At 63.1% G+C, this 17992-nt stretch carries 17 protein-coding genes; 12 read left to right on the top strand and 5 right to left on the bottom strand.

Translation table 11 applies throughout. The features are described 5' to 3' along the window. Window positions 1–1105, top strand: a 1105-nt coding sequence (locus APH30_RS02205) for an acetolactate synthase large subunit (RefSeq protein ID WP_054911597.1), incomplete at its 5' end; no start/stop codon positions are given. A 135-nt stretch (window positions 1106–1240) separates the two neighbouring features. On the opposite strand, the gene APH30_RS02200 is transcribed toward APH30_RS02205, so the two are convergent. Further along, entirely contained in the window at window positions 1241–2167 is a 927-nt protein-coding gene (locus tag APH30_RS02200; RefSeq protein ID WP_054911596.1) for a LysR family transcriptional regulator, read from the bottom strand. 105 nt (window positions 2168–2272) lie between these two features. Between APH30_RS02200 and APH30_RS02195 the strand changes: the two genes are divergently transcribed. Both APH30_RS02195 and APH30_RS02190 read left to right on the top strand, forming a co-directional pair. After that, window positions 2273–3025, top strand: coding sequence for an SDR family NAD(P)-dependent oxidoreductase (locus APH30_RS02195; protein WP_054911595.1), 753 nt, complete (start codon window positions 2273–2275; stop codon window positions 3023–3025). 136 nt (window positions 3026–3161) lie between these two features. After that, complete coding sequence (locus APH30_RS02190; protein WP_054911594.1) at window positions 3162–3779, top strand: dTMP kinase; 618 nt, start codon at window positions 3162–3164, stop codon at window positions 3777–3779. Window positions 3780–3860: 81 nt separating this feature from the next. Here the strand turns inward: APH30_RS02190 and APH30_RS02185 are convergent, their stop codons facing one another. Further along, the gene (locus tag APH30_RS02185; protein ID WP_009684820.1) at window positions 3861–4292 is read right to left on the bottom strand and encodes a DUF4440 domain-containing protein; all 432 of its coding nucleotides are present in this window, start codon (window positions 4290–4292) and stop codon (window positions 3861–3863) included. Window positions 4293–4438: 146 nt separating this feature from the next. On the opposite strand from APH30_RS02185, the gene APH30_RS02180 reads away from it, so the two are divergent. From APH30_RS02180 to APH30_RS02170, 3 genes are all read left to right on the top strand, one after another. After that, a complete protein-coding gene (locus tag APH30_RS02180; protein WP_054906192.1) occupies window positions 4439–5785 on the top strand; it encodes a dihydroorotase in 1347 nt (448 codons plus the stop codon). A 30-nt stretch (window positions 5786–5815) separates the two neighbouring features. Continuing rightward, entirely contained in the window at window positions 5816–6220 is a 405-nt protein-coding gene (gene dksA / locus APH30_RS02175) for an RNA polymerase-binding protein DksA (RefSeq protein WP_009684822.1), read from the top strand. Window positions 6221–6364: 144 nt separating this feature from the next. Then, entirely contained in the window at window positions 6365–7375 is a 1011-nt protein-coding gene (locus APH30_RS02170) for an AraC family transcriptional regulator (protein WP_054911593.1), read from the top strand. Here the strand turns inward: APH30_RS02170 and APH30_RS02165 are convergent, their stop codons facing one another. After that, window positions 7376–7858, bottom strand: a complete 483-nt coding sequence (locus tag APH30_RS02165) for an Lrp/AsnC family transcriptional regulator (RefSeq protein WP_009684825.1) — start codon at window positions 7856–7858, stop codon at window positions 7376–7378. A 180-nt stretch (window positions 7859–8038) separates the two neighbouring features. Here APH30_RS02165 and APH30_RS02160 point away from each other — a divergent pair, with 180 nt between their 5' ends. Together APH30_RS02160 and APH30_RS02155 are read left to right on the top strand one after the other, a co-directional pair. Beyond that, entirely contained in the window at window positions 8039–9079 is a 1041-nt protein-coding gene (locus APH30_RS02160) for a zinc-dependent alcohol dehydrogenase family protein (RefSeq protein ID WP_054911592.1), read from the top strand. A 410-nt stretch (window positions 9080–9489) separates the two neighbouring features. Then, complete coding sequence (locus APH30_RS02155) at window positions 9490–10734, top strand: OprD family porin (RefSeq protein ID WP_054911591.1); 1245 nt, start codon at window positions 9490–9492, stop codon at window positions 10732–10734. Window positions 10735–10776: 42 nt separating this feature from the next. Here the strand turns inward: APH30_RS02155 and APH30_RS02150 are convergent, their stop codons facing one another. Then, window positions 10777–11718 carry a LysR family transcriptional regulator gene (locus APH30_RS02150; protein ID WP_054911590.1) on the bottom strand — a complete coding sequence of 314 codons (942 nt, stop codon included), beginning with the start codon at window positions 11716–11718 and terminating at the stop codon, window positions 10777–10779. 203 nt (window positions 11719–11921) lie between these two features. On the opposite strand from APH30_RS02150, the gene glcE reads away from it, so the two are divergent. From glcE to mhpT, 4 genes are all read left to right on the top strand, one after another. Continuing rightward, window positions 11922–13043 (top strand): glycolate oxidase subunit GlcE, encoded by a 1122-nt coding sequence (gene glcE, locus APH30_RS02145; RefSeq protein WP_054911589.1) that lies wholly within the window; start codon window positions 11922–11924, stop codon window positions 13041–13043. Then, a complete protein-coding gene (glcF, locus tag APH30_RS02140) occupies window positions 13034–14284 on the top strand; it encodes a glycolate oxidase subunit GlcF (protein WP_054911588.1) in 1251 nt (416 codons plus the stop codon). Before glcE ends, glcF begins: the two co-directional genes overlap by 10 nt. Continuing rightward, entirely contained in the window at window positions 14277–15746 is a 1470-nt protein-coding gene (locus APH30_RS02135; protein WP_054911587.1) for an FAD-linked oxidase C-terminal domain-containing protein, read from the top strand. The genes glcF and APH30_RS02135 overlap by 8 nt, the downstream gene beginning before the upstream one ends. 61 nt (window positions 15747–15807) lie before the next feature. Beyond that, window positions 15808–17031, top strand: coding sequence for a 3-(3-hydroxy-phenyl)propionate transporter MhpT (mhpT, locus tag APH30_RS02130; protein WP_082416101.1), 1224 nt, complete (start codon window positions 15808–15810; stop codon window positions 17029–17031). Here mhpT and APH30_RS02125 read toward each other — a convergent pair. Then, entirely contained in the window at window positions 17028–17942 is a 915-nt protein-coding gene (locus APH30_RS02125; protein ID WP_054911585.1) for a LysR family transcriptional regulator, read from the bottom strand. The two genes, mhpT and APH30_RS02125, sit on opposite strands and share 4 nt — an antisense overlap. Window positions 17943–17992 lie beyond the last annotated feature (50 nt).

Below are 17992 nucleotides of genomic sequence, written 5' to 3'. Positions count from 1 at the left end.
GCTGGCCGAGCACGTGGCTATTGAAGCTGCCATCGAGAAATTGCGCACCGCACGTAGCCCTATCCTGGTGATCGGTGCCGGCGCCAACCGCAAGATGACCGCCAAGGTCCTCAAGCAACTGGTCGATAATACCGGTATCCCATTCGTCACCACCCAGCTGGGCAAGGGTGTGGTTGACGAGCGTAGCCCGCGCTTCCTGGGTAACGCTGCGCTGTCGTCCGGCGATTTCGTGCACCGTGCGATCGAAGCGGCGGACCTGATCGTCAACATCGGCCACGATGTGATCGAGAAGCCGCCGTTCTTCATGGTGCGTGGCGGCACCGAAGTCATCCATATCAACTTCCGCTCCGCCGAAGTCGATGCCGTGTACTTCCCGCAGGTTGAAGTGATCGGCGACATCGCCAACGCCGTGTGGCAGATCGCTGAAGGCCTGGGCGACACTTCGCACTGGGACTTCACCCGCCTCATGGCAATTCGTGAAGCCAACGAAGCGCAGATCGCCGAAGGCGCCGACGACGACCGCTTCCCGGTCTACCCACAGCGCCTGGTGGCCGACATTCGTCGCGTGCTGCCGTCCGAAGGCATCGTGGCCCTGGACAACGGCATCTACAAGATCTGGTTCGCCCGTAACTACAAGGCGCACAAGCCGAACACCGTGCTGCTGGACAACGCCCTGGCGACCATGGGCGCCGGCTTGCCATCGGCCATGGCTGCACACCTGGTCTACCCGGATCGCCCGGTGATTTCGGTGTGCGGTGACGGCGGCTTCATGATGAACAGCCAGGAGCTGGAAACCGCCGTGCGTCTGGGCATGCACATCACCGTGGTGATCCTGCGTGACGATGGCTACGGCATGATCCGCTGGAAGCAGGCCAACATGGGCTTCACCGATTTCGGCCTGGACTACGGCAACCCGGACTTCGTCAAGTATGCCGAAGCCTACGGCGCCAATGGCCACCGCGTGGAAAGCGCCGACGGCCTGCTGCCGCTGCTGGAGCACTGCATCAAGACCCCGGGCGTGCACGTGATCGACTGCCCGGTCGACTACAGCGAAAACGACCGCATCCTCAACAGCGAGCTGCGTGAGCGCGCGCTGGCGGTCTGAGCCTGGGCAGCCCACCTTGGTGGGCGCGTCCTGGCGCCGTGAAAGGGCCAGCGCAATGCGGCCCTGAGTCTCCAGCTGACGCTTTGGGGCTGCCTGCAGGGTGGCCCCAATCATTTCACCCGCAGGTAGCTGCGCTCAGCCCTCAGCCCGAGGGTTCCGCCAGGCGGCGGCAGACAACCGCTCGACAAAGAAATCGGCCAATGCCTGTACCTTGCGTGGCCGACTCCGCGCCGAAGGGGTGACGAAATACAGGCCGCCCTGGGTCATGCGCCATGCCGGCAATACCCGTTCCAGGCGGCCATCGGCCAGGTAGTGCGCCGCAATGAACTCTGGCAGTTCGGCAAGCGCGACACCCGCCAGCAACGGCGCCACCAGTGCATCCGAGTTGGTGACCCGCAGCGGTCCTCGCGGTGTTACATCCTGTTGCGTGCCATCGGCGTGGGTAAAACGCCACACCTGGCTGCGGGCGCGGTAGGCGTAGCTCATGCACGCATGCTCGGCCAGGTCGCGCGGGTGCGCAGGGTGGCCATGCCTGGCAAGGTACCCGGGTGCCGCCACCAGGTACTGGGTCACTGCGCAGATATGCCGCGCCACCAGTGAAGAGTCGGGCAGGGCGGCAATGCGCAACGCTGCGTCGAAGCCGTCGGCCACCAGGTCTACGGTAGAGTCGGACAAATGCAGGTCCAGCTCCAGGCCGGGGTAACGTGCCAGCAATTCTGGCAACAGCGGTGCCACCCAGCGCAGGCCGAACGACATGGGAACCGCCAGGCGTACCAGCCCGCGCGGTTCAACCGACCGTTCCAGGGCCTGGCTTTCCATCTCTTCGGCTTGGCGATACAGCGCGCTGGCCTGGTCCACCATGCGCTGGCCAAACTCGGTCAGCGACAGCTGGCGTGAGGTGCGGTTGAACAGGCGCCCGCCCAGGCGCTCCTCCAGGCGGGCCACGGCCCGGGAAACAGTCGGCACCGACACGCCCATGGCCCTGGACGCCGCAGCGTAGGAACCTTCTTCTGCGACTTTGGCGAACATCGCCAGGCCTTCGAAATCCGGAATTCTTGCCATTTCAATTCTGCAATGATGACTTTCAAATGATTCTATTTTGAAATTACCTGCAGGTCGATACGCTTCTCCCCACAGTCACTCACCTACACTGACGGGAGAAACACCATGAGCAAAAAACTCGAAGGCAAGATCGCACTGGTCACTGGCGGCACCACCGGCATCGGCCTGGCCACCGCCAAACGCTTCGCCGAGGAGGGCGCACACGTCTACATCACCGGGCGGCGCCAGGCAGAGCTGGACAAGGCGGTAGTGCTGATTGGCAACGCGACAGGGGTGGCAGTCGATTCCACCCACCTGGATCAGCTGGACCAGCTCTATGGCCGGATCGGCCAGCAGCATGGGCGCCTCGACGTGCTGTTCGCCAATGCAGGCGGCGGCAGCATGCTGCCACTGGGCGAAATCACCGAGGCGCACTACGACGACACCTTCGACCGCAATGTGAAGGGCGTGTTGTTCACGGTGCAAAAGGCATTGCCGCTGCTGTCGCACAACGCCTCGATCATTCTGGCCGGCTCGACCGCGGGCAGCTCGGGTACGGCGGCCTTCAGTGTGTACTCCGCTTCCAAGGCCGCCGTGCGCGCGCTGGCCCGCAGCTGGATCCTCGACCTGAAGGACCGCGGGGTACGGGTCAATACGCTCAGCCCTGGTGCCACCCGTACGCCCGGCCTGGTGGAGCTGGCTGGCCCGGACGCCCAGCAACAGCAGGGCCTGCTCGATTACCTGGCCGCCCAGGTGCCGCTGGGCCGGGTTGGCGAACCGGTGGAAATAGCCAACGCGGCAGTGTTCCTGGCCAGTGACGATGCCAGTTTCGTCAACGGCGCCGAGTTGTTCGTCGATGGGGGCCAGGCGCAGGTCTGACGGGGGCGGCACCCGCGCGGCAGCGAATGGGCCGCCTGCCCCGGGCGGGGTACAAATGTACTCCTTGAGCGCAAGCGCTTGAAGCGGGGTGGGATCAATGCTCTCATCCCGCGCTTGCGCTTATGGGTTTTGAACGATGAACCGTCCGCTGTTTGTTTCTCTCGATGGCCCTAAAGGCACCGGCAAGACCACCTTGCTGGAGGCCGTTACGCAAGCCCTCAGGCTGGGCGGGCACAAGGTGGTCCGCCTGTGCGAGAGAAACAACGATCCCTACCGCGGCGATACCATGGCCTTGGTCAACAGGCTTGCCCGCAACCCTTGCCAGGCGCTGGAGCATGAGGTTTGCCAACGCTTTGCCGACAGCCGTGCCTGGATTTCCCGAAACGTGCTGCCCCGGCAACCGGCCGGCAGCATCATCCTGATCGATCGCTGGTACCCGTCGGACGCAGCCTTCCGCCGCAGCGTGCCGTTTGCGCAGATCCTGCAGTTGAACCTTGAGCGCGGCGTGCAGGTGCCGGACCTGCACGTGGGCGTGGTCACCGCCGCCGAAACCTCCTGGGCCCGGGCGGCTGCGCGCACCCGCGGGCTGCGCAGTACCGTCATCCACACCCTGGATGAACAGGTAGCCTGCACCGAAGCGTTCGAACGTGCGGTTGCCGAACAGGGCTGGGTGCTGTGCCGCAATGAAGGCACGGTCGAGCAGGCCAGCTGCCAGATCGTGGCTGAAATACACGCAGTGCTGCGGCAGGTGTAAGGCCCACCGAGGCACCCTCGGCGGTAGCTGCACCTCGTGCTCGCGGCGGATGCGAACCTCGGCCGCCTGCTGGCCCCACCCTCAGGCCTCGATCGACGAGTGGTGCCCGGTGATCAGCCACTGGTCGTCGATCCGTTCAAAGGTGAACAGGAAGCGCGCAGGCACCACCCGCTGAACGCCTGCTTGGCGATAGACGAACGTATAGAGCCCACCGACCACCACGGTGCCGAGCTTGCGGCTTACCCGTTTCTTGAATACCTGGATGTCACACACCAGCCCATCATTGGCCAGGAAGTTGTCGAAGTAGTTGCGACGGCTGTCGTCGCAGTCCCGTACCTGGTTCGACAGGGTCGGCACCAGGATCGCATCTGGTGCATAAAGCGCCAGCACCTGGTCGACGTCACGCGTGGCGACCGTCGCCGCCCAGCGGTAGAGCGCAGCCTTGGCCCCCGCCAGGCAGGCCAGTTCAGTGTCGGCGTAGGGTTCGGCGGCAGAAGTGTGAGAAGCGCGCATGCGGATTACCTGTAATTCAAGAAGAGAGTGACGGAGAAATACCCACTGGTATACAGTGTTATAACATAACATTTTAGCAATGAGTGATGGGTCATGCCGTTCCGGTTCAAGCAGCCAGCCAGTGTCAGCCACGGGGACGCGCGTTCATGAGCCGTATCCTGATCAGAAATGCCCGCCTGGTGAACGAGGGCAAGGTGTTCGAGGCCGATGTCTTCATTGCCCGCGGCCGAATTGACAAGATCGCGGCCAGCATCGAGGGCATGAATGCCCCTGTGGAGATCGATGCCCAAGGCCGCTGGCTGGTGCCTGGCATGATCGACGACCAAGTGCACTTTCGCGAACCCGGCGCCACGCACAAAGGCTGCATGGCCAGTGAGTCACGTGCTGCCGTGGCCGGTGGTATCACCAGTTTCATGGACATGCCCAACACCAGGCCGGCCACCTTGACGCTGGCGGCCCTTGACGACAAGAAGGCCCGCGCTGCCAGCTCATCGGTTGCCAACTACGGTTTCCATTTTGGGGTGAGCAAGGACAACCTGGAGACCGTTGCCCGCCTGGATCCCCGGCAAATTGCCGGGGTGAAGGTATTCATGGGGGCCTCCACCGGCGACATGCTGGTTGATGACCCCAGGGTGCTCGAGCGGCTTTTTGCCTGTGTACCGACGGTGTTGCTGGCGCATTGCGAGCATACCCCTTCGATCATAGCCAACGAAGCCCGCTACCGTGCGCAGTTCGGCGCAGGCATCACGCCAGCGATGCACCCGCTGATACGCGATGCAGACGCTTGCTGGCGCTCGTCCAGCCTGGCGGTTGAACTGGCAAACCGTTTCGCTACCCGTCTGCATGTGCTGCACCTGACCACTGCCAGGGAGTTGCGGCTGTTCGAGCCTGGCCCGTCGGCCCACAAGCTGATCACCGCTGAGGTGTGCGTCCACCACCTGCTGTTCGATGACCGCGACTATGCAAGCCTGGGCAATCTCATCAAGTGCAACCCGGCGATCAAGACCACTGCCGACCGCGACGCGCTGCGCCAGGCCTTGCTGGAGGACCGCATCGATGTGATCGGCACCGATCATGCCCCCCATACGCTGGCAGAAAAACAACAGCCTTACGGCTTGGCACCTTCCGGGTTGCCGTTGGTGCAGCATGCACTGCCAGCGCTGTTCGAGCTGGTCGAGCAGGGGCTGCTGCCGATCACCCAGCTGGTGCGTAAAACCAGCCATGCGGTCGCCGACCTGTTCGCGATAGAGGCACGTGGCTACCTGCGCGAAGGCTACTGGGCTGACCTGGCCCTGGTCGAACGCCTCGACGCACCCAGGCCGGTTGGCCTCGACCCGGTCCTTGCCCACTGCCAGTGGACACCTTTGCAGCACCACTGCCTGCGCCATCGGGTGACGACCACGATCGTGTCCGGCCAGTTGGCCTGGCATGAGCACAGCTTGAACGCGCACTGCCAAGGCTTACCGCTGGCGTTCAATGGCCAGCGGCGCTGAAACGCAACCCTCCACGCGAGAACGACTGCAATGACCGAAGACCAATTGCTCCGCATGCCAGAAGCGGCCTATATGGACGCTGCACAGCTGGCCTTTTTCCGTGATCTGCTGCTGGTACAGCGGACTGAGCTGCAAGCGCGAATTTCCCGTGAGTTCGAGTTGATGCAGCAGTTCGAACCCAGCAGCGACCCCTCCGACCTGGGCACCGTGGAAGAGCAACGGCACTGGCAACTGCGCTTGCTGGAGCGGGAGAAAAAGCTGCTGGACAAGATCGACGAGGCTTTGGAGCGCATTGCCCGGGGTGAGTACGGTTGGTGCAAGGACACTGGCGAACCCATTGGTCTCAGGCGCTTGCTGCTGCGCCCGACAGCCACGCTGTGCATCGAAGCGAAAGAGCGTCAGGAACGCCAGGAGCGGCATATTCGCGAGGATTGAACAGCCGTCAGCAAGGTAGCCAAAGGGGCGCGTCACCGCAGCGCTGTAGGCGGGTCTCGCGATGGCCGGCATTGACTCCCACCGGCTGATTGCTTACAACGTGAGCACTCACAACAACAATAAGAGTGGCGCGCTGTGACAACCATGGCCTCTTGCAACGGCGTTGCCCATGCGGTTTCGTTGCTGCGTACCTATACACAAGCCGCGTTGAGCTTTACCGCAGACCAGGTCGAGGCTTGCGATGCGCGGCAGGCGTCGGACGTGCTTGCAGCCAATTACAGCGCGAACCGGCTCGCCGTGGACAACCGCGATGGTGCGCTTGCCATGCAGTTGCAGCGCCGCGCTGTCGGTGAATTGCAGGTGGCCAGTTTGCGCTTTGGCGTGCCGGTCATGCTCGACCAGACGCCCACCTCGTTTTTGCTGGTCAGCACCCAGCTACAAGGCAGCGCGACCATCCACACGCCAAAAGGGGTTTACTCCGGCGGGGGCGGGCTGGTGATGATCGATTCACTGGAAGACCGTATCAACAAGGCATTCAGTGCCGACAGCTGGCGTTTGCATGTGCAATTCCCCCTGGCGCTGATCGAGGCGGCTTGCGTGGATTTCCACGGCTGCATGCCGGCCAGGCCACTGCGATTCGATGCGATGTTGCAAGCCGGCGGTACGGCGCAGATGCGCTGGATCGGCTTTCTCAACCTGTTGATGACGTACATGATCGGCCCAGAGCCTACGCCCGATGCTCGCACGCTGGAGTTTCTGCAGCAAAGTGCGCTGTTCACCCTCATGCATGCGCTACACGCCGATCACGGCGCCGGGTTCGGCCCGCAACCTTTGATGCCCCGGCATGTGAAGCGTGCCGAGGGGTATATCCGTGAGCACCTGCGCGACGATATCAAGCTGACAGACATTGCCAGCGCAGCGGGGGTCAGCGTGCGCTCCTTGAGCGAAGGCTTTCAGCGCGCGCTTCAGCAGTCTCCCATGCAGTACGTCAAGGCGCTGCGCCTGGATGCTGCGCGCAATGAGTTGCTGTGCAGCGGCTCGGACCGGCTGGTGTCCGAGGTTGCCGAAGCCTGGGGGTTCAACCACCTTGGCCGTTTCAGCGAGCAGTACCGCCGGCGCTTCGGCGAGTTGCCGTCCAGTACCCCAAGGGCCTGATCAAAGGCTCAGGAGTTCGGCCACGGGGAACTGGTTGGTCGTTTTCATCTCGCGCAACGACAGGTTGGACCTGATACTCGCCACGCCGGGCAACTTGCGCAGCACCTTGTCGATGAAGCGGCTATAGCTGTCCAGGTCCCGGGCGACAACTTGAAGCAGGAAGTCGGCTTCGCCCGTGGTGTTGTGGCAGCTCAGCACCTGCGGAGCCGCCGCGATGATCTTTTCGAACTTCGCGGTCGCCTCTTCGCTGTGGTCGGTGCAGGAAATCTGCACGAACGCCATCACCCCCAAACCCAGCTTCTTGCGGTTGAGTATGGCCTGGTAGCCCTCTATCACGCCGCTCGCCTCCAGCCGCTTCTGTTTCCTCCAGCATGATGCCTCACTCAGGCACAACTGCTCGGCCAGCTTGACGTTCGACAGCCTGCCGTCACGTTGCAGCCTGTCCGCTATTGCAATGTCTACTTTGTCCAGTGCGTCGGCCATGCGCCAATCCTTCAGAATCAATGAGCTTTTTGAAGGTTTATTTCACTTGCGCACCCATGTCAACCGAACTCTGAAAGGTAATTTCAGCCGTTTTCTTCATACTGATAGCCGCCGAAAAGCGCTGCTCGGGCGCTGCCGGAAGCACGACTCATCCAACCGTTTTCAGCAGGGGTAAACGTCATGAAAGCTGTCGTCTACGAAGCCTTTTCTCAGCCACCGCGCTTGATGAATATCGCCGATCCAAGCCCGGAGCGGCATGGTGTGGTGATTGAAGTCAAAGGCACAGGCGTGTGCCGAAGCGACTGGCATGGTTGGAAAGGCCACGATCCGGACATACAGCTGCCCCACGTTCCAGGCCATGAGCTGGCAGGCGTGGTCGCCGCCGTAGGCGGCGATGTGACCCAGTGGAAGGTGGGTGACCGGGTAACCGTTCCGTTCGTAGGCGGCTGTGGCGCCTGTGCGCAGTGCCACAGTGGCAATCAGCAGGTGTGCCACACCCAGTTCCAGCCCGGTTTTACCCACTGGGGGTCTTTCGCTGAATACGTGGGTATCCATCAGGCTGACCTGAACCTGGTGGCCCTGCCGGAAACCATGGACTATGCGACTGCAGCCAGCCTGGGTTGCCGCTTCGTCACTTCATTCCGCGCGGTGGTGGACCAGGGCAGGGTCGGCGCAGGCCAGTGGGTCGCGGTGCATGGCTGCGGTGGCGTGGGCCTTTCGGCGGTGATGATCGCCCAGGCCATCGGTGCCAACGTGGTTGCAATCGATATCGCGGATGACAAGCTGGCACTGGCGCGGGCACTGGGCGCCGTGGCCACCATCAATGCCAGTCAGGTAGCGGACGTGACGGAGGCGGTGATGGAAATCACCCGGGGCGGCGCACATGTGTCGCTGGACGCATTGGGCCACCCGACCACGTGCTTCAACTCCATCAACAACCTGCGCCGGCGCGGCCGGCATGTGCAAGTCGGGCTGATGCTGGCAGACCACGCCCAGCCTGCGATCCCCATGAGCAAGGTGATTGCCCATGAGCTGGAGATCTACGGCAGCCATGGCATGCAAGCGCATCGCTACGATGCCATGATGGAGATGATCGGTTCGGGCAAGCTGGCCCCTGAAAAGTTGGTGGGCAAGACCATCAACCTGGCGCAGTCCATCGACGCGTTGATGAACATGGACCGCTTCGATACAGCGGGTGTGACCGTGATTACCGAGTTCTGATGCACCAGCAACGGTGGGCTGGTACGGGTTACTGCCGGCGCTGGCCTGAATCGCGGGCAAAAGATAGCCCGCTGCTAGACGGGCCAATGGGAACTGCTATCACGCGTAGGGATGGCTCAACGATCGCCCATCGCTTGTGAAAAATGAGTCAAAAAAAGGTGCCGAGCTTGTGATCCCGCTGGCTGGCGCATGTGGTCAGCCACGATCGCAGAGGTGCTCGCTGCTGTTGCCTGCACACAAATCCGCCCGAACCGGATAGCTGCTGCTGGAATCGGCTAACGCCGCGTACAGCGCCTCGGTAGCTTGAGGGTGCTGGATGCCTGGGCTTGATCAGCAGTGCTGACGGGGCCGGGCGCTACTTCCTCAGGCAAGCCCGCCTGCCAGCAGCGGGCACTGTTACTCATAAAAGAATGAAAATAAAACTTGGCGTTACTGCACAACTGAGTATCTGTCTCTGTGCGTCTTCACTGCCCATCCAGGGTGCGCGGGCCGATTTTATCAGCGACAGCCATGCTGTGATCGATGCACGCAACATGTACATGAACCGTGACTTGCGCAACTCGGGAAGCCCCGAGCCCATGCGCGACTGGGGGCAAGGGTTCACGCTGCGCTTCAACTCGGGCTTCACCGACGGAGTAGTGGGGTTCGGCGTGGATGCCATCGCGCAGATGGGCGTCAAACTCGATGCAGGCCAACGCGGTAGCAGCACCAACCTGTTGGTGCTGGGGCGTGATGGCAAAGCAGAGAACGAATGGTCTGAAGCCGGCGTGACCGCGAAGATGCGCCTGGGCAAGTCGCAGTTGTCGGTAGGTTCGTTGCAGCCCAACTTGCCCGTGGTCATGTACAACGATACGAGGCTGTTGGCCACGCGCTACACGGGAGCAATGTTGACCTCCAAGGATTTCGACAACCTTAGCCTGACGCTTGGCCAACTGACCCGGGTCAACCTTCGCGATTCGACCGATAACAAGGACATGGCCTACGCGTACAACGGCTTGAGTGCTGGCGACTTTGATTTCGCGGGTGGGGCCTACACGGTCAACAAAGACCTGTCGCTGAGCTATTACTACGCGCGCCTGGAAGACGCCTATGCACAGCATTTCGTGGGCCTGAATCACACGGCTGAAATAGCTCCTGGGCTGAAGCTTGTGACCGATCTGCGTTATTTCCATAGCCTCGATGAAGGCCGGGCCATCGGGGGCGACATCGACAACGACTTCCTCAATGGCATGGTCACACTGGATACCCAAGGGCATGGCTTCAGTGCTGGCTGGCAGAAATTGTCTGGGGACGGCAACTTTCCGTTCCTGGCAGGTGCCGACCCCTATTCGGTCAACCTGGTCACGCACAATACCTTTGCAAAACAGAACACCCGCGCGTGGCAGTTGCGCTACACCTACAACTTTGCGGCCATGGGCGTGCCCGGGCTTACTTTCATGACGCGTTACGTACAAGGGCGCAGTATCGAAGCCAGCGGCGTGACGGACGGGCATGAGTGGGAGCGCGACATGGATATCGCCTACGTCATACAGTCGGGGCCATTGAAGGATTTGAGCCTGCGTTGGCGGAATGTGTCGTTCCGCTCGGGCAATGGCTTGACCACCGATCTTGACGAGAACCGGGTGATCCTGGGGTACCAGATAGCGCTCTGGTGAGCCGGTTAGGGAGGGGCGAGCACGCCCCCTCACACCATCGAATCACGCTGAGGCGTACGCCAGGCAACGCAGCAGGGTGTTGAGTGCCGGGTTGGTGTTGGCGGTGCACCACACTGCCCGTACTTCAGACAGAAGGTTTGCGGTATCCACTGGCAAAATACTCGCCTCGTTTCTGGCTTGCAGTTTTCTGGCGAAGTGCTCGGGCAGCAAGCACAAGTGCCGGCTGTGGGCCAGCAGCGAGACGATCAGCGTCATGGAAATGGAGTCTATGGTCCCGCCAGGCAACCTCAAGCCATGCATGGCCAGCATCGCCTTCAGTGCCTCACGTGCGGGTGAACCCGCGTTAGGCACGATCCAGGGGTACTTGACGGTCTGTGCCCAGTCGACCACGCCCTGCCGCGCGAGCGGGTGGTCAGGCCCGGCGACGATGACCAGGGCTTCATGCATCAAGGTTTGCTGGGAGACACCCGCCACTGCCAACGGTTGCCATATGCGGATAATCGCCATGTCGATCGAACGGTCGACCAGCTGCGGGATGAGTTTGTCGGCGGTGTTTTCTTCCACTTTGATCGACACCGAGGGCGCGTGCTCGTACAGGTAGTTGAGCGCGCCAGGCACCAATGTCGCACACACCGATGACACAGTGCCTAGCACCAGGTGCCCACCTTTGCCCTCGCGCAGGGCAAGGATTTCATGCTGCGCCCGTTCCAGATGATGGAGCACGCCCCGGGCGCTGCTGATCAGGGCCAGCCCCACCGGTGTCAGCGCCAGGCGGTTGCCGACCCGCGTAACGACAGGGTGCCCGATACCTTCCTGTATTTCTGCCAGCTGCTTGGAAACAGCAGACTGGCTGACGTTCATGGCTTCAGCCACCTTGCGCACCTGCCCAAGGTCGGCAAGCGCTACCAGTATGCGCAGTTGCTTGAGGCTGAGCGATGACCGGAAGAACCTGTCCAGCAGCGCTTTGTTGTCACTATCAGTCATTGTGGTCCGGGGGCGATTGCGGCAATTGCCGGTGGCTGGATTGTATCGGCATGACGCGTTCGATACAGCGCCAAAAGCACATGAGCTACGGCTCATGCGTTGGGGAAAATAAGTCAGTCGACCTGCGCGCTGGCGTTCATTAACGTCTGCCAAAGCCTGGCTTTGGCCAGCGAATCACAATAAAAAACACGAGATTGCCTTACATGTCAGCCTTCGGTTCAACGCCCAGCGCAGGCGAACATCGTCTACCCGATGCACGCGATGCCGTCCCCTGGCTGCGTGAGCACTTCGCCCGGGCGCGCGCAGACCACACCACGCTGCAGATTCGCGGCGCCGGCACCCACAGCCACGCGGCCACCGAGGCGGCCGTGATTTGCTTGCAGGGGCACACCGGCATCGTTGAGTACGACCCCAGTGACCTGGTCGTGACCGTTCGGTGCGCCACCCCGGTCGCGCTGCTCCAGCAAGTGTTGGCCGAGCACGGCCAGATGCTCGGTTTCGAGCCAGTGGTGCAACAGACCAACAGCATAGGCGGGGCGGTGGCGCTGGGGTGGTCGGGCCCGCGGCGGCCCTATGCCGGGGCACTGCGCGACCACCTGATCGGGGTACGGCTGATCGATGGCCTGGGAAGAGACCTGCGTTTTGGCGGGCGGGTGGTCAAGAACGTCGCCGGGTTCGACGTGGCGCGCCTGGCGGGCGGCAGCCGCGGCATGCTGGGGGCGCTGCTCGAGGTGACGCTGCGCGTGATGCCGCGGCCTGCGGCAGAGGTGACGGTGGCCATGGCCTGTACCGCGCAAACGGCGCTGGCCACGATGCTGGCGGGCGGCCAGGGGCCTGGCCTGCTGTCCGCATCGGCTTACGTGGGTGGCCGCCTGTTCCTGCGCTACAGCGGGAGCGATTACAGCGTTCGTCACGCCTTGGCGAACCTGGCAGGTGAGTATGCCGAAGTGGCTGATGGGGCGGCCTTCTGGCGCAGTGTGGTTCATCGTGAGCATGGTTTTTTTCGACCAAGGCCAGGGCAAACGCTGTGGAGGGCAAGCGTGCGCCCCGATGCACCGCTGCACCCTGCGACGGGTGCGATCGATTGGGCAGGGGGCCTGCGCTGGGCTTGGCTGCCCAGCGGCGATCAGCACCTTCATGGCTGGGCCCAAGACCATGGCGGGCATGCGCTGGCCTGGCGTGGGCCTGCAGGCGGGGACTGGCACGGATTGTCCGCGGGCATGACCCAGTTGAGCCATGGCCTGGCGGATATTTTCGACCCCTGCCGGATCTTCGATCGCGGCGCCTTGCGTGACGCTGCCAAAGAGAATACCCAATGCGTGTAGACCTGCATGAACGTTTGATCGCCAGCGATAGCGCAATCCAGGCTGCGGCCTTGGTCGAGAGTTGCGTGCATTGCGGGCTGTGCGCTTCCGTTTGCCCGACCTATGAAATGCTGGAAAACGAACTCGATAGCCCAAGAGGCCGAATCTACCTCATCCGTGACACCCTTCAGGGCGGGACGGCAACGGCCGGCACGCGGGGGCACCTGGACAACTGCCTGCACTGCAAGGCATGCGAGACTGCCTGCCCGTCAGGTGTGCAGTATGGCCACCTGATCGACTTGGGGCAGCAACTGATCAACGCCCAACAGCCGCGGCCCTTCTGGCAGCGCGCCAAGCGCTTGGCCATTCGTTCGGTGATGACCTGCAGGCCTGCCCTTGGCACCCTGGCGCGTATCGGCTGGGCGTTGAAGCCCTGTTTGCCAGGCCGCCTGCGTGCCCTGGTACCCGACCGCCCGGCACTGGCAACAGGGCTCGCGCCCAGGCACGCGCGCCATGTACTGAGCCTGCAGGGTTGTGTGCAGCCGGTGTTTACGCCGGGTCATGACGCGGCGCTGTCCCTGTTGCTGGACCGGTTTGGCGTTGCCATGGTGCACGCTTCGGGAAGTGGCTGCTGCGGGGCACTCAGCCAGCATCTGGATGCGCCGCACGCCGCCAAAGCGGCCATGCGGCGCAATATCGATGCCTGGTGGCCCGCGATCGAGCGGGGCGCGGAAGCGATCCTTTCTTCATCTACCGGCTGTGGTGCGCAGCTCAAGGACTATGGGCACTTGCTGCGCGATGACCCGGCCTACGCGCCCAAGGCGGCGCGGGTCAGTGCATTGGTGCAAGACCCTGGCACGTTCCTCAATGCCCTTTGGGCTGAGCGGCCCATTGCCCTGAAACCGCTGGCAGCCGGGGAAGAGCGGTTGGCCTTTCATGTGCCGTGCAGCTTACGCAACAGCCTGCGGGCCAAAGCGCAGGTAGAAACCATTCTGCGCCGGGCGGGCTACACATTGATACCCGTGCAAGAGGAGCACATGTGCTGCGGCTCTGCGGGCGCGTATTCGCTGCTGCAGCCCGGGCGCAGTGAAGAACTGCTCACGCGCAAGCTGGGTCACCTTGCCGCCGGCCAGCCCTCACGGGTGGTGTCGGCCAACGTGGGCTGCATCCTGCACCTGCAGAAAGCCAGCCCGGTCGAGGTCGGCCACTGGCTGGAGTTGCTTGCGCAGCGTCTACCTGACGAGGAATGCTCACATGCCTGAACACAACCGTGCGCGCCAGTGTGCCGTCGATGCCTTCAAGGCGATCGTGGGCGATCTCTGGGTGATCGATGAGCCGGCGGCGCTCGTCCCTTACGAGTGCGACGCGCTGTTTCATTTGTGCGAGCGGCCAATGGCGGTGGTACTGCCGGCTGATGAAGACGAGGTCTGCCAGGTACTGCGCTATTGTGCGCAGCATCGCATAGCCGTCACGCCACGGGGGGCCGGCACCAGTCTTTCTGGCGGGGCAACGCCTGTGTCGGGCAGTGTCGTGCTGGGCCTCAACCGGCTTCGCGCTGTCACCGTGTTGGCAGCCGCAGGGCAGGCGCTGGCCGGGCCGGGCGTACGTAACGTGGCGGTTTCCGAGCACGCGCAACCCCATGGCCTGTTTTTCGCCCCCGATCCGTCCAGCCAGAGCGCCTGCACGATTGGCGGTAACGTGGCGGAGAATGCAGGCGGCGTGCACTGCGTCAAGTACGGGCTCACGGTGAACAACCTGCTGGGGGTACGAATGGTCGACGGGGTAGGCCAGGTGCTCGACCTGGGCAGTGCCGCGCTGGATACCCCGGGTTTTGACTTTCTGTCGTTGCTGACCGGGTCGGAAGGGCTGCTGGGCCTGATTACCGAGGCGCGCCTGCGCCTGCTACCTGTGCCGTCGAAAATTCGTGTCTTGCTGGGCTTTTTTTCCACGCCAAGAGACACCTGCAACGCTGTGACCGCTATCATCGGGGCCGGGATTGTGCCTGCCGGGCTGGAAATCATGGATAACGCGTCCTTGATCGCTGCCGACAGTTACTCGCCGGGGCTGAAGCTGCGTACGGACGCAGGCGGCGCGCTGCTCTGCGAACTGGATGGCCAGGCCGCCGAGATCGCCGCCTGGACGGAACAGATCCAGGTGATCTTCCGGCAGCATGGGCTGCTGGAGTTGCGCCAGGCAGATGAGCAGCATGAGCGGCTCGAACTGTGGGCGGCGCGCAAGAACATCCTGCCGGCGTTGCTGAGAACGGCGCGGGATGTGTATGTGGCCGATTGCGTAGTACCCCGTCGGCTGCTGGGTGAAGTGCTGGACCGTATCAACCAGATGGCCGCCGAGGCGGCGATCGAGGTGGTGCAGAGTTTCCATGCCGGCGACGGCAATCTCCATTCGGTGTTGCGCTACGACAGCCGCAACCAGGGCGAGGAGGCGCGGGCAATGGCGCTGGCGGACCGGATCATGGCGCTGGCGCTGGAGGCCGGCGGCTCGATAAGCGGTGAGCATGGTATCGGTACGGAGAAGCTACACGGCATGTGCTGGCAGTTCGGTGCGCACGAGCTGGAAGTGTTCGCGCAGATCCGCACGCTGTTCGACCCGCATTCGATCCTGAACCCCGGCAAGGCAATACCCACCCTGCATCGCTGTGCGGAACTTGGCGGCATGCATATCCACGAAGGGCAAATGGCGCACCCGGACCTGCCTCGTTTCTAGGTGCTGCCTGCAACGCCCAGGCACCTGTAACCACCCACAATAGCAATAAAAAGGTGACACCATGAGCACGACGACATGCACTGCGCGCTCCTCCATGTTGACCATCGGGCTGTGTTTCATAGTCGCGCTGCTCGAAGGCATGGACATTCAATCTGCCGGTATCGCCGGCCCGTCACTGGCGGCCCATTTCGGCCTTTCTTCAAGTGCGCTGGGCCTGGTGTTCAGCGCAAGCATCATCGGGCTTCTACCTGGCGCGCTAGTGGGCGGCTGGCTAGCGGACAGGGTTGGCCGCAAGCGGGTGCTGATGGCCGCAGTGAGCCTGTTCGGCCTGTTCTCGCTGGCCACTGCCCTTGCCTGGAACTATGAAACCCTGCTGAGCGCCAGGTTCCTGACCGGGTTGGGGTTGGGCGCAGCCATGCCCAACCTGATTGCGTTGTGCTCCGAAGCGGTTGAACAGCGCCTGCATGGCACGGCCGTCAGCCTGATGTACTGCGGCATGCCGCTGGGCGGCGCCCTGGCGGCCGGCATCGGCCTTACCGGCACCGAGGACAGCTGGAAAACAGTCTTCATCGTGGGCGGTGTCGGGCCATTGCTGATCATCCCGCTGCTCTACCGGTGGCTACCTGAGTCGCGTGCATTCAGCGCGCAACGAGCGGCCGGCGCGAGGCAGCAGGCCGATTGGCGTGGCCTGTTCCAGCGCGACACCGCCAGACCCACGCTGCTGTTGTGGGTCGGCTTCTTTTTCACGCTGATGGTGCTGTTCATCCTGCAGAACTGGCTGCCCACATTGCTGAGGGGGCTGGGCTTCAGCCGGGTCGACGCAGCCACCGTGCAGATCGTGCTGAACGTGGGCGGGGCGTTGGGTGCGCTGATGCTCGGGCGGCTGCTCGACCGGTGGAATGTGGCGATGCTGGTAGTGCTGATGTACTGCGGCATTCTCGTGGCGCTCGCCGGGCTAGGGCTTTCCGCGCACCTCACCGGCATGCTGGTCGCAGGTTTCACCGCAGGCTTTTTCTCCATTGGTGGGCAGTTGGTGCTGTACGCCCTGGTGCCCCGGTTCTATCCAACCGCCATTCGCGGCACCGGCGTTGGCGCTGCCGTGGCGGTCGGCCGGCTGGGCTCCATGAGCGGGCCTTTGCTGGCTGGACAGATGCTGGCCGCTGGCAGTGGCGCAGCCACCGTGCTGATGGCTGCAACCCCTGGCATTCTGGTAGCCGCTGGGGCGGTGTTGTGGCTGTTGCGGGGGCACCGCGGGGTGCAGCACGGCGTGCCCGCCCAGCTTTAGAGCTGGCTGGCCCATTCTTTCAGCCACGGGCCCAGGAATTCGGCGAAGCCGTCGGCAGCGGGCGAAAGGTTGCGCACGGTGGATTGATACAGGCACACCGAGCGCAAGGTTTCCGGGTCTTCGACGTTGCAGGTCTTGAGCCCGTAGTGCCTGGCCAGGCAACCCACGTAGGCGGGGGCGAGTGTGGCTGCCAGCCCCTGTTCGGCCATGCCCAGCGCCGTGGTGATGTTGTCCACGATTTCTACCGGGCTGATGCGCAGCGCCTCCGGTGCGTTTGCGTGCATGGGCAGTACGCTGCGTTCGTGGTCCCGGCCCGAGGCCACCAGGTGAATATCATGCAGATCGTGCCAGGTGACCCTGGCCCTGCTGGCCAGCGCGTGGTCCGGCGAGCAGAACAACACCCAGCGGCTCTCGAACATGGCCTGGCGGCGAACATCCGTGCCAACTGGGCGATCCGGGCCCAGCGCCAAGTCCACATCACCTGCCGCGACGGCATCGGCCAGCATCTCCACGGGCAGGTCGCGGATGCGCACCACGACCTTGGGGTGGGTCAGGCCATAGGCCTTTATCGCAGCAGGTAGCGCGCGACTGGCCAGCACCAGGGGCGCCCCGATCCGGACCACGCCCGCAGCCCGGTTGCGCACATCGGAAGCGGTACTTTCACAGGCGCGCGCGTGGCGCATGGTGGTTTGCACCGAGGCAAAAAAGTCACTGCCTGCCGCAGAGAGGCTGACCTTGCGGGTGGAGCGATCGAACAGGCGGAACGACAGCACCTTTTCCAGCTCAGCGATGAGCTGGCTTACGGCCTGCGGCGTCATGCCCAGGCGCTCTGCGGCGCCGGCGAAACTGCGCAGTTCTGCCACGCAGACGAAGGTTTCCAGTTGGCGCAGGGTGAAACGCAAGAAAGCCATGATTATCAAGCCCAGGTTGATTTAAGAGCAACTTTCATTGCTTTTTATTG

The organism is Pseudomonas sp. NBRC 111127 (genome assembly GCF_001320345.1).
GTDB classification, from domain to species: domain Bacteria; phylum Pseudomonadota; class Gammaproteobacteria; order Pseudomonadales; family Pseudomonadaceae; genus Aquipseudomonas; species Aquipseudomonas juntendi.
This window is presented reverse-complemented; position numbering and strand designations above follow the sequence as displayed.

Coding starts and splice junctions, on each gene's coding strand:
- mhpT (WP_082416101.1), top strand. CDS start 15,808: ATGAGCACGACGACATGCACTGCGCGCTCCTCCATGTTGACCATCGGG.
- APH30_RS02125 (WP_054911585.1), bottom strand. CDS start 17,942: ATGGCTTTCTTGCGTTTCACCCTGCGCCAACTGGAAACCTTCGTCTGC.
- APH30_RS02170 (WP_054911593.1), top strand. CDS start 6,365: ATGGCCTCTTGCAACGGCGTTGCCCATGCGGTTTCGTTGCTGCGTACC.
- dksA (WP_009684822.1), top strand. CDS start 5,816: ATGACCGAAGACCAATTGCTCCGCATGCCAGAAGCGGCCTATATGGAC.
- APH30_RS02160 (WP_054911592.1), top strand. CDS start 8,039: ATGAAAGCTGTCGTCTACGAAGCCTTTTCTCAGCCACCGCGCTTGATG.
- APH30_RS02190 (WP_054911594.1), top strand. CDS start 3,162: ATGAACCGTCCGCTGTTTGTTTCTCTCGATGGCCCTAAAGGCACCGGC.
- APH30_RS02135 (WP_054911587.1), top strand. CDS start 14,277: ATGCCTGAACACAACCGTGCGCGCCAGTGTGCCGTCGATGCCTTCAAG.
- APH30_RS02195 (WP_054911595.1), top strand. CDS start 2,273: ATGAGCAAAAAACTCGAAGGCAAGATCGCACTGGTCACTGGCGGCACC.
- APH30_RS02150 (WP_054911590.1), bottom strand. CDS start 11,718: ATGACTGATAGTGACAACAAAGCGCTGCTGGACAGGTTCTTCCGGTCA.
- APH30_RS02200 (WP_054911596.1), bottom strand. CDS start 2,167: ATGGCAAGAATTCCGGATTTCGAAGGCCTGGCGATGTTCGCCAAAGTC.
- glcF (WP_054911588.1), top strand. CDS start 13,034: ATGCGTGTAGACCTGCATGAACGTTTGATCGCCAGCGATAGCGCAATC.
- APH30_RS02165 (WP_009684825.1), bottom strand. CDS start 7,858: ATGGCCGACGCACTGGACAAAGTAGACATTGCAATAGCGGACAGGCTG.
- APH30_RS02180 (WP_054906192.1), top strand. CDS start 4,439: ATGAGCCGTATCCTGATCAGAAATGCCCGCCTGGTGAACGAGGGCAAG.
- APH30_RS02185 (WP_009684820.1), bottom strand. CDS start 4,292: ATGCGCGCTTCTCACACTTCTGCCGCCGAACCCTACGCCGACACTGAA.
- APH30_RS02155 (WP_054911591.1), top strand. CDS start 9,490: ATGAAAATAAAACTTGGCGTTACTGCACAACTGAGTATCTGTCTCTGT.
- glcE (WP_054911589.1), top strand. CDS start 11,922: ATGTCAGCCTTCGGTTCAACGCCCAGCGCAGGCGAACATCGTCTACCC.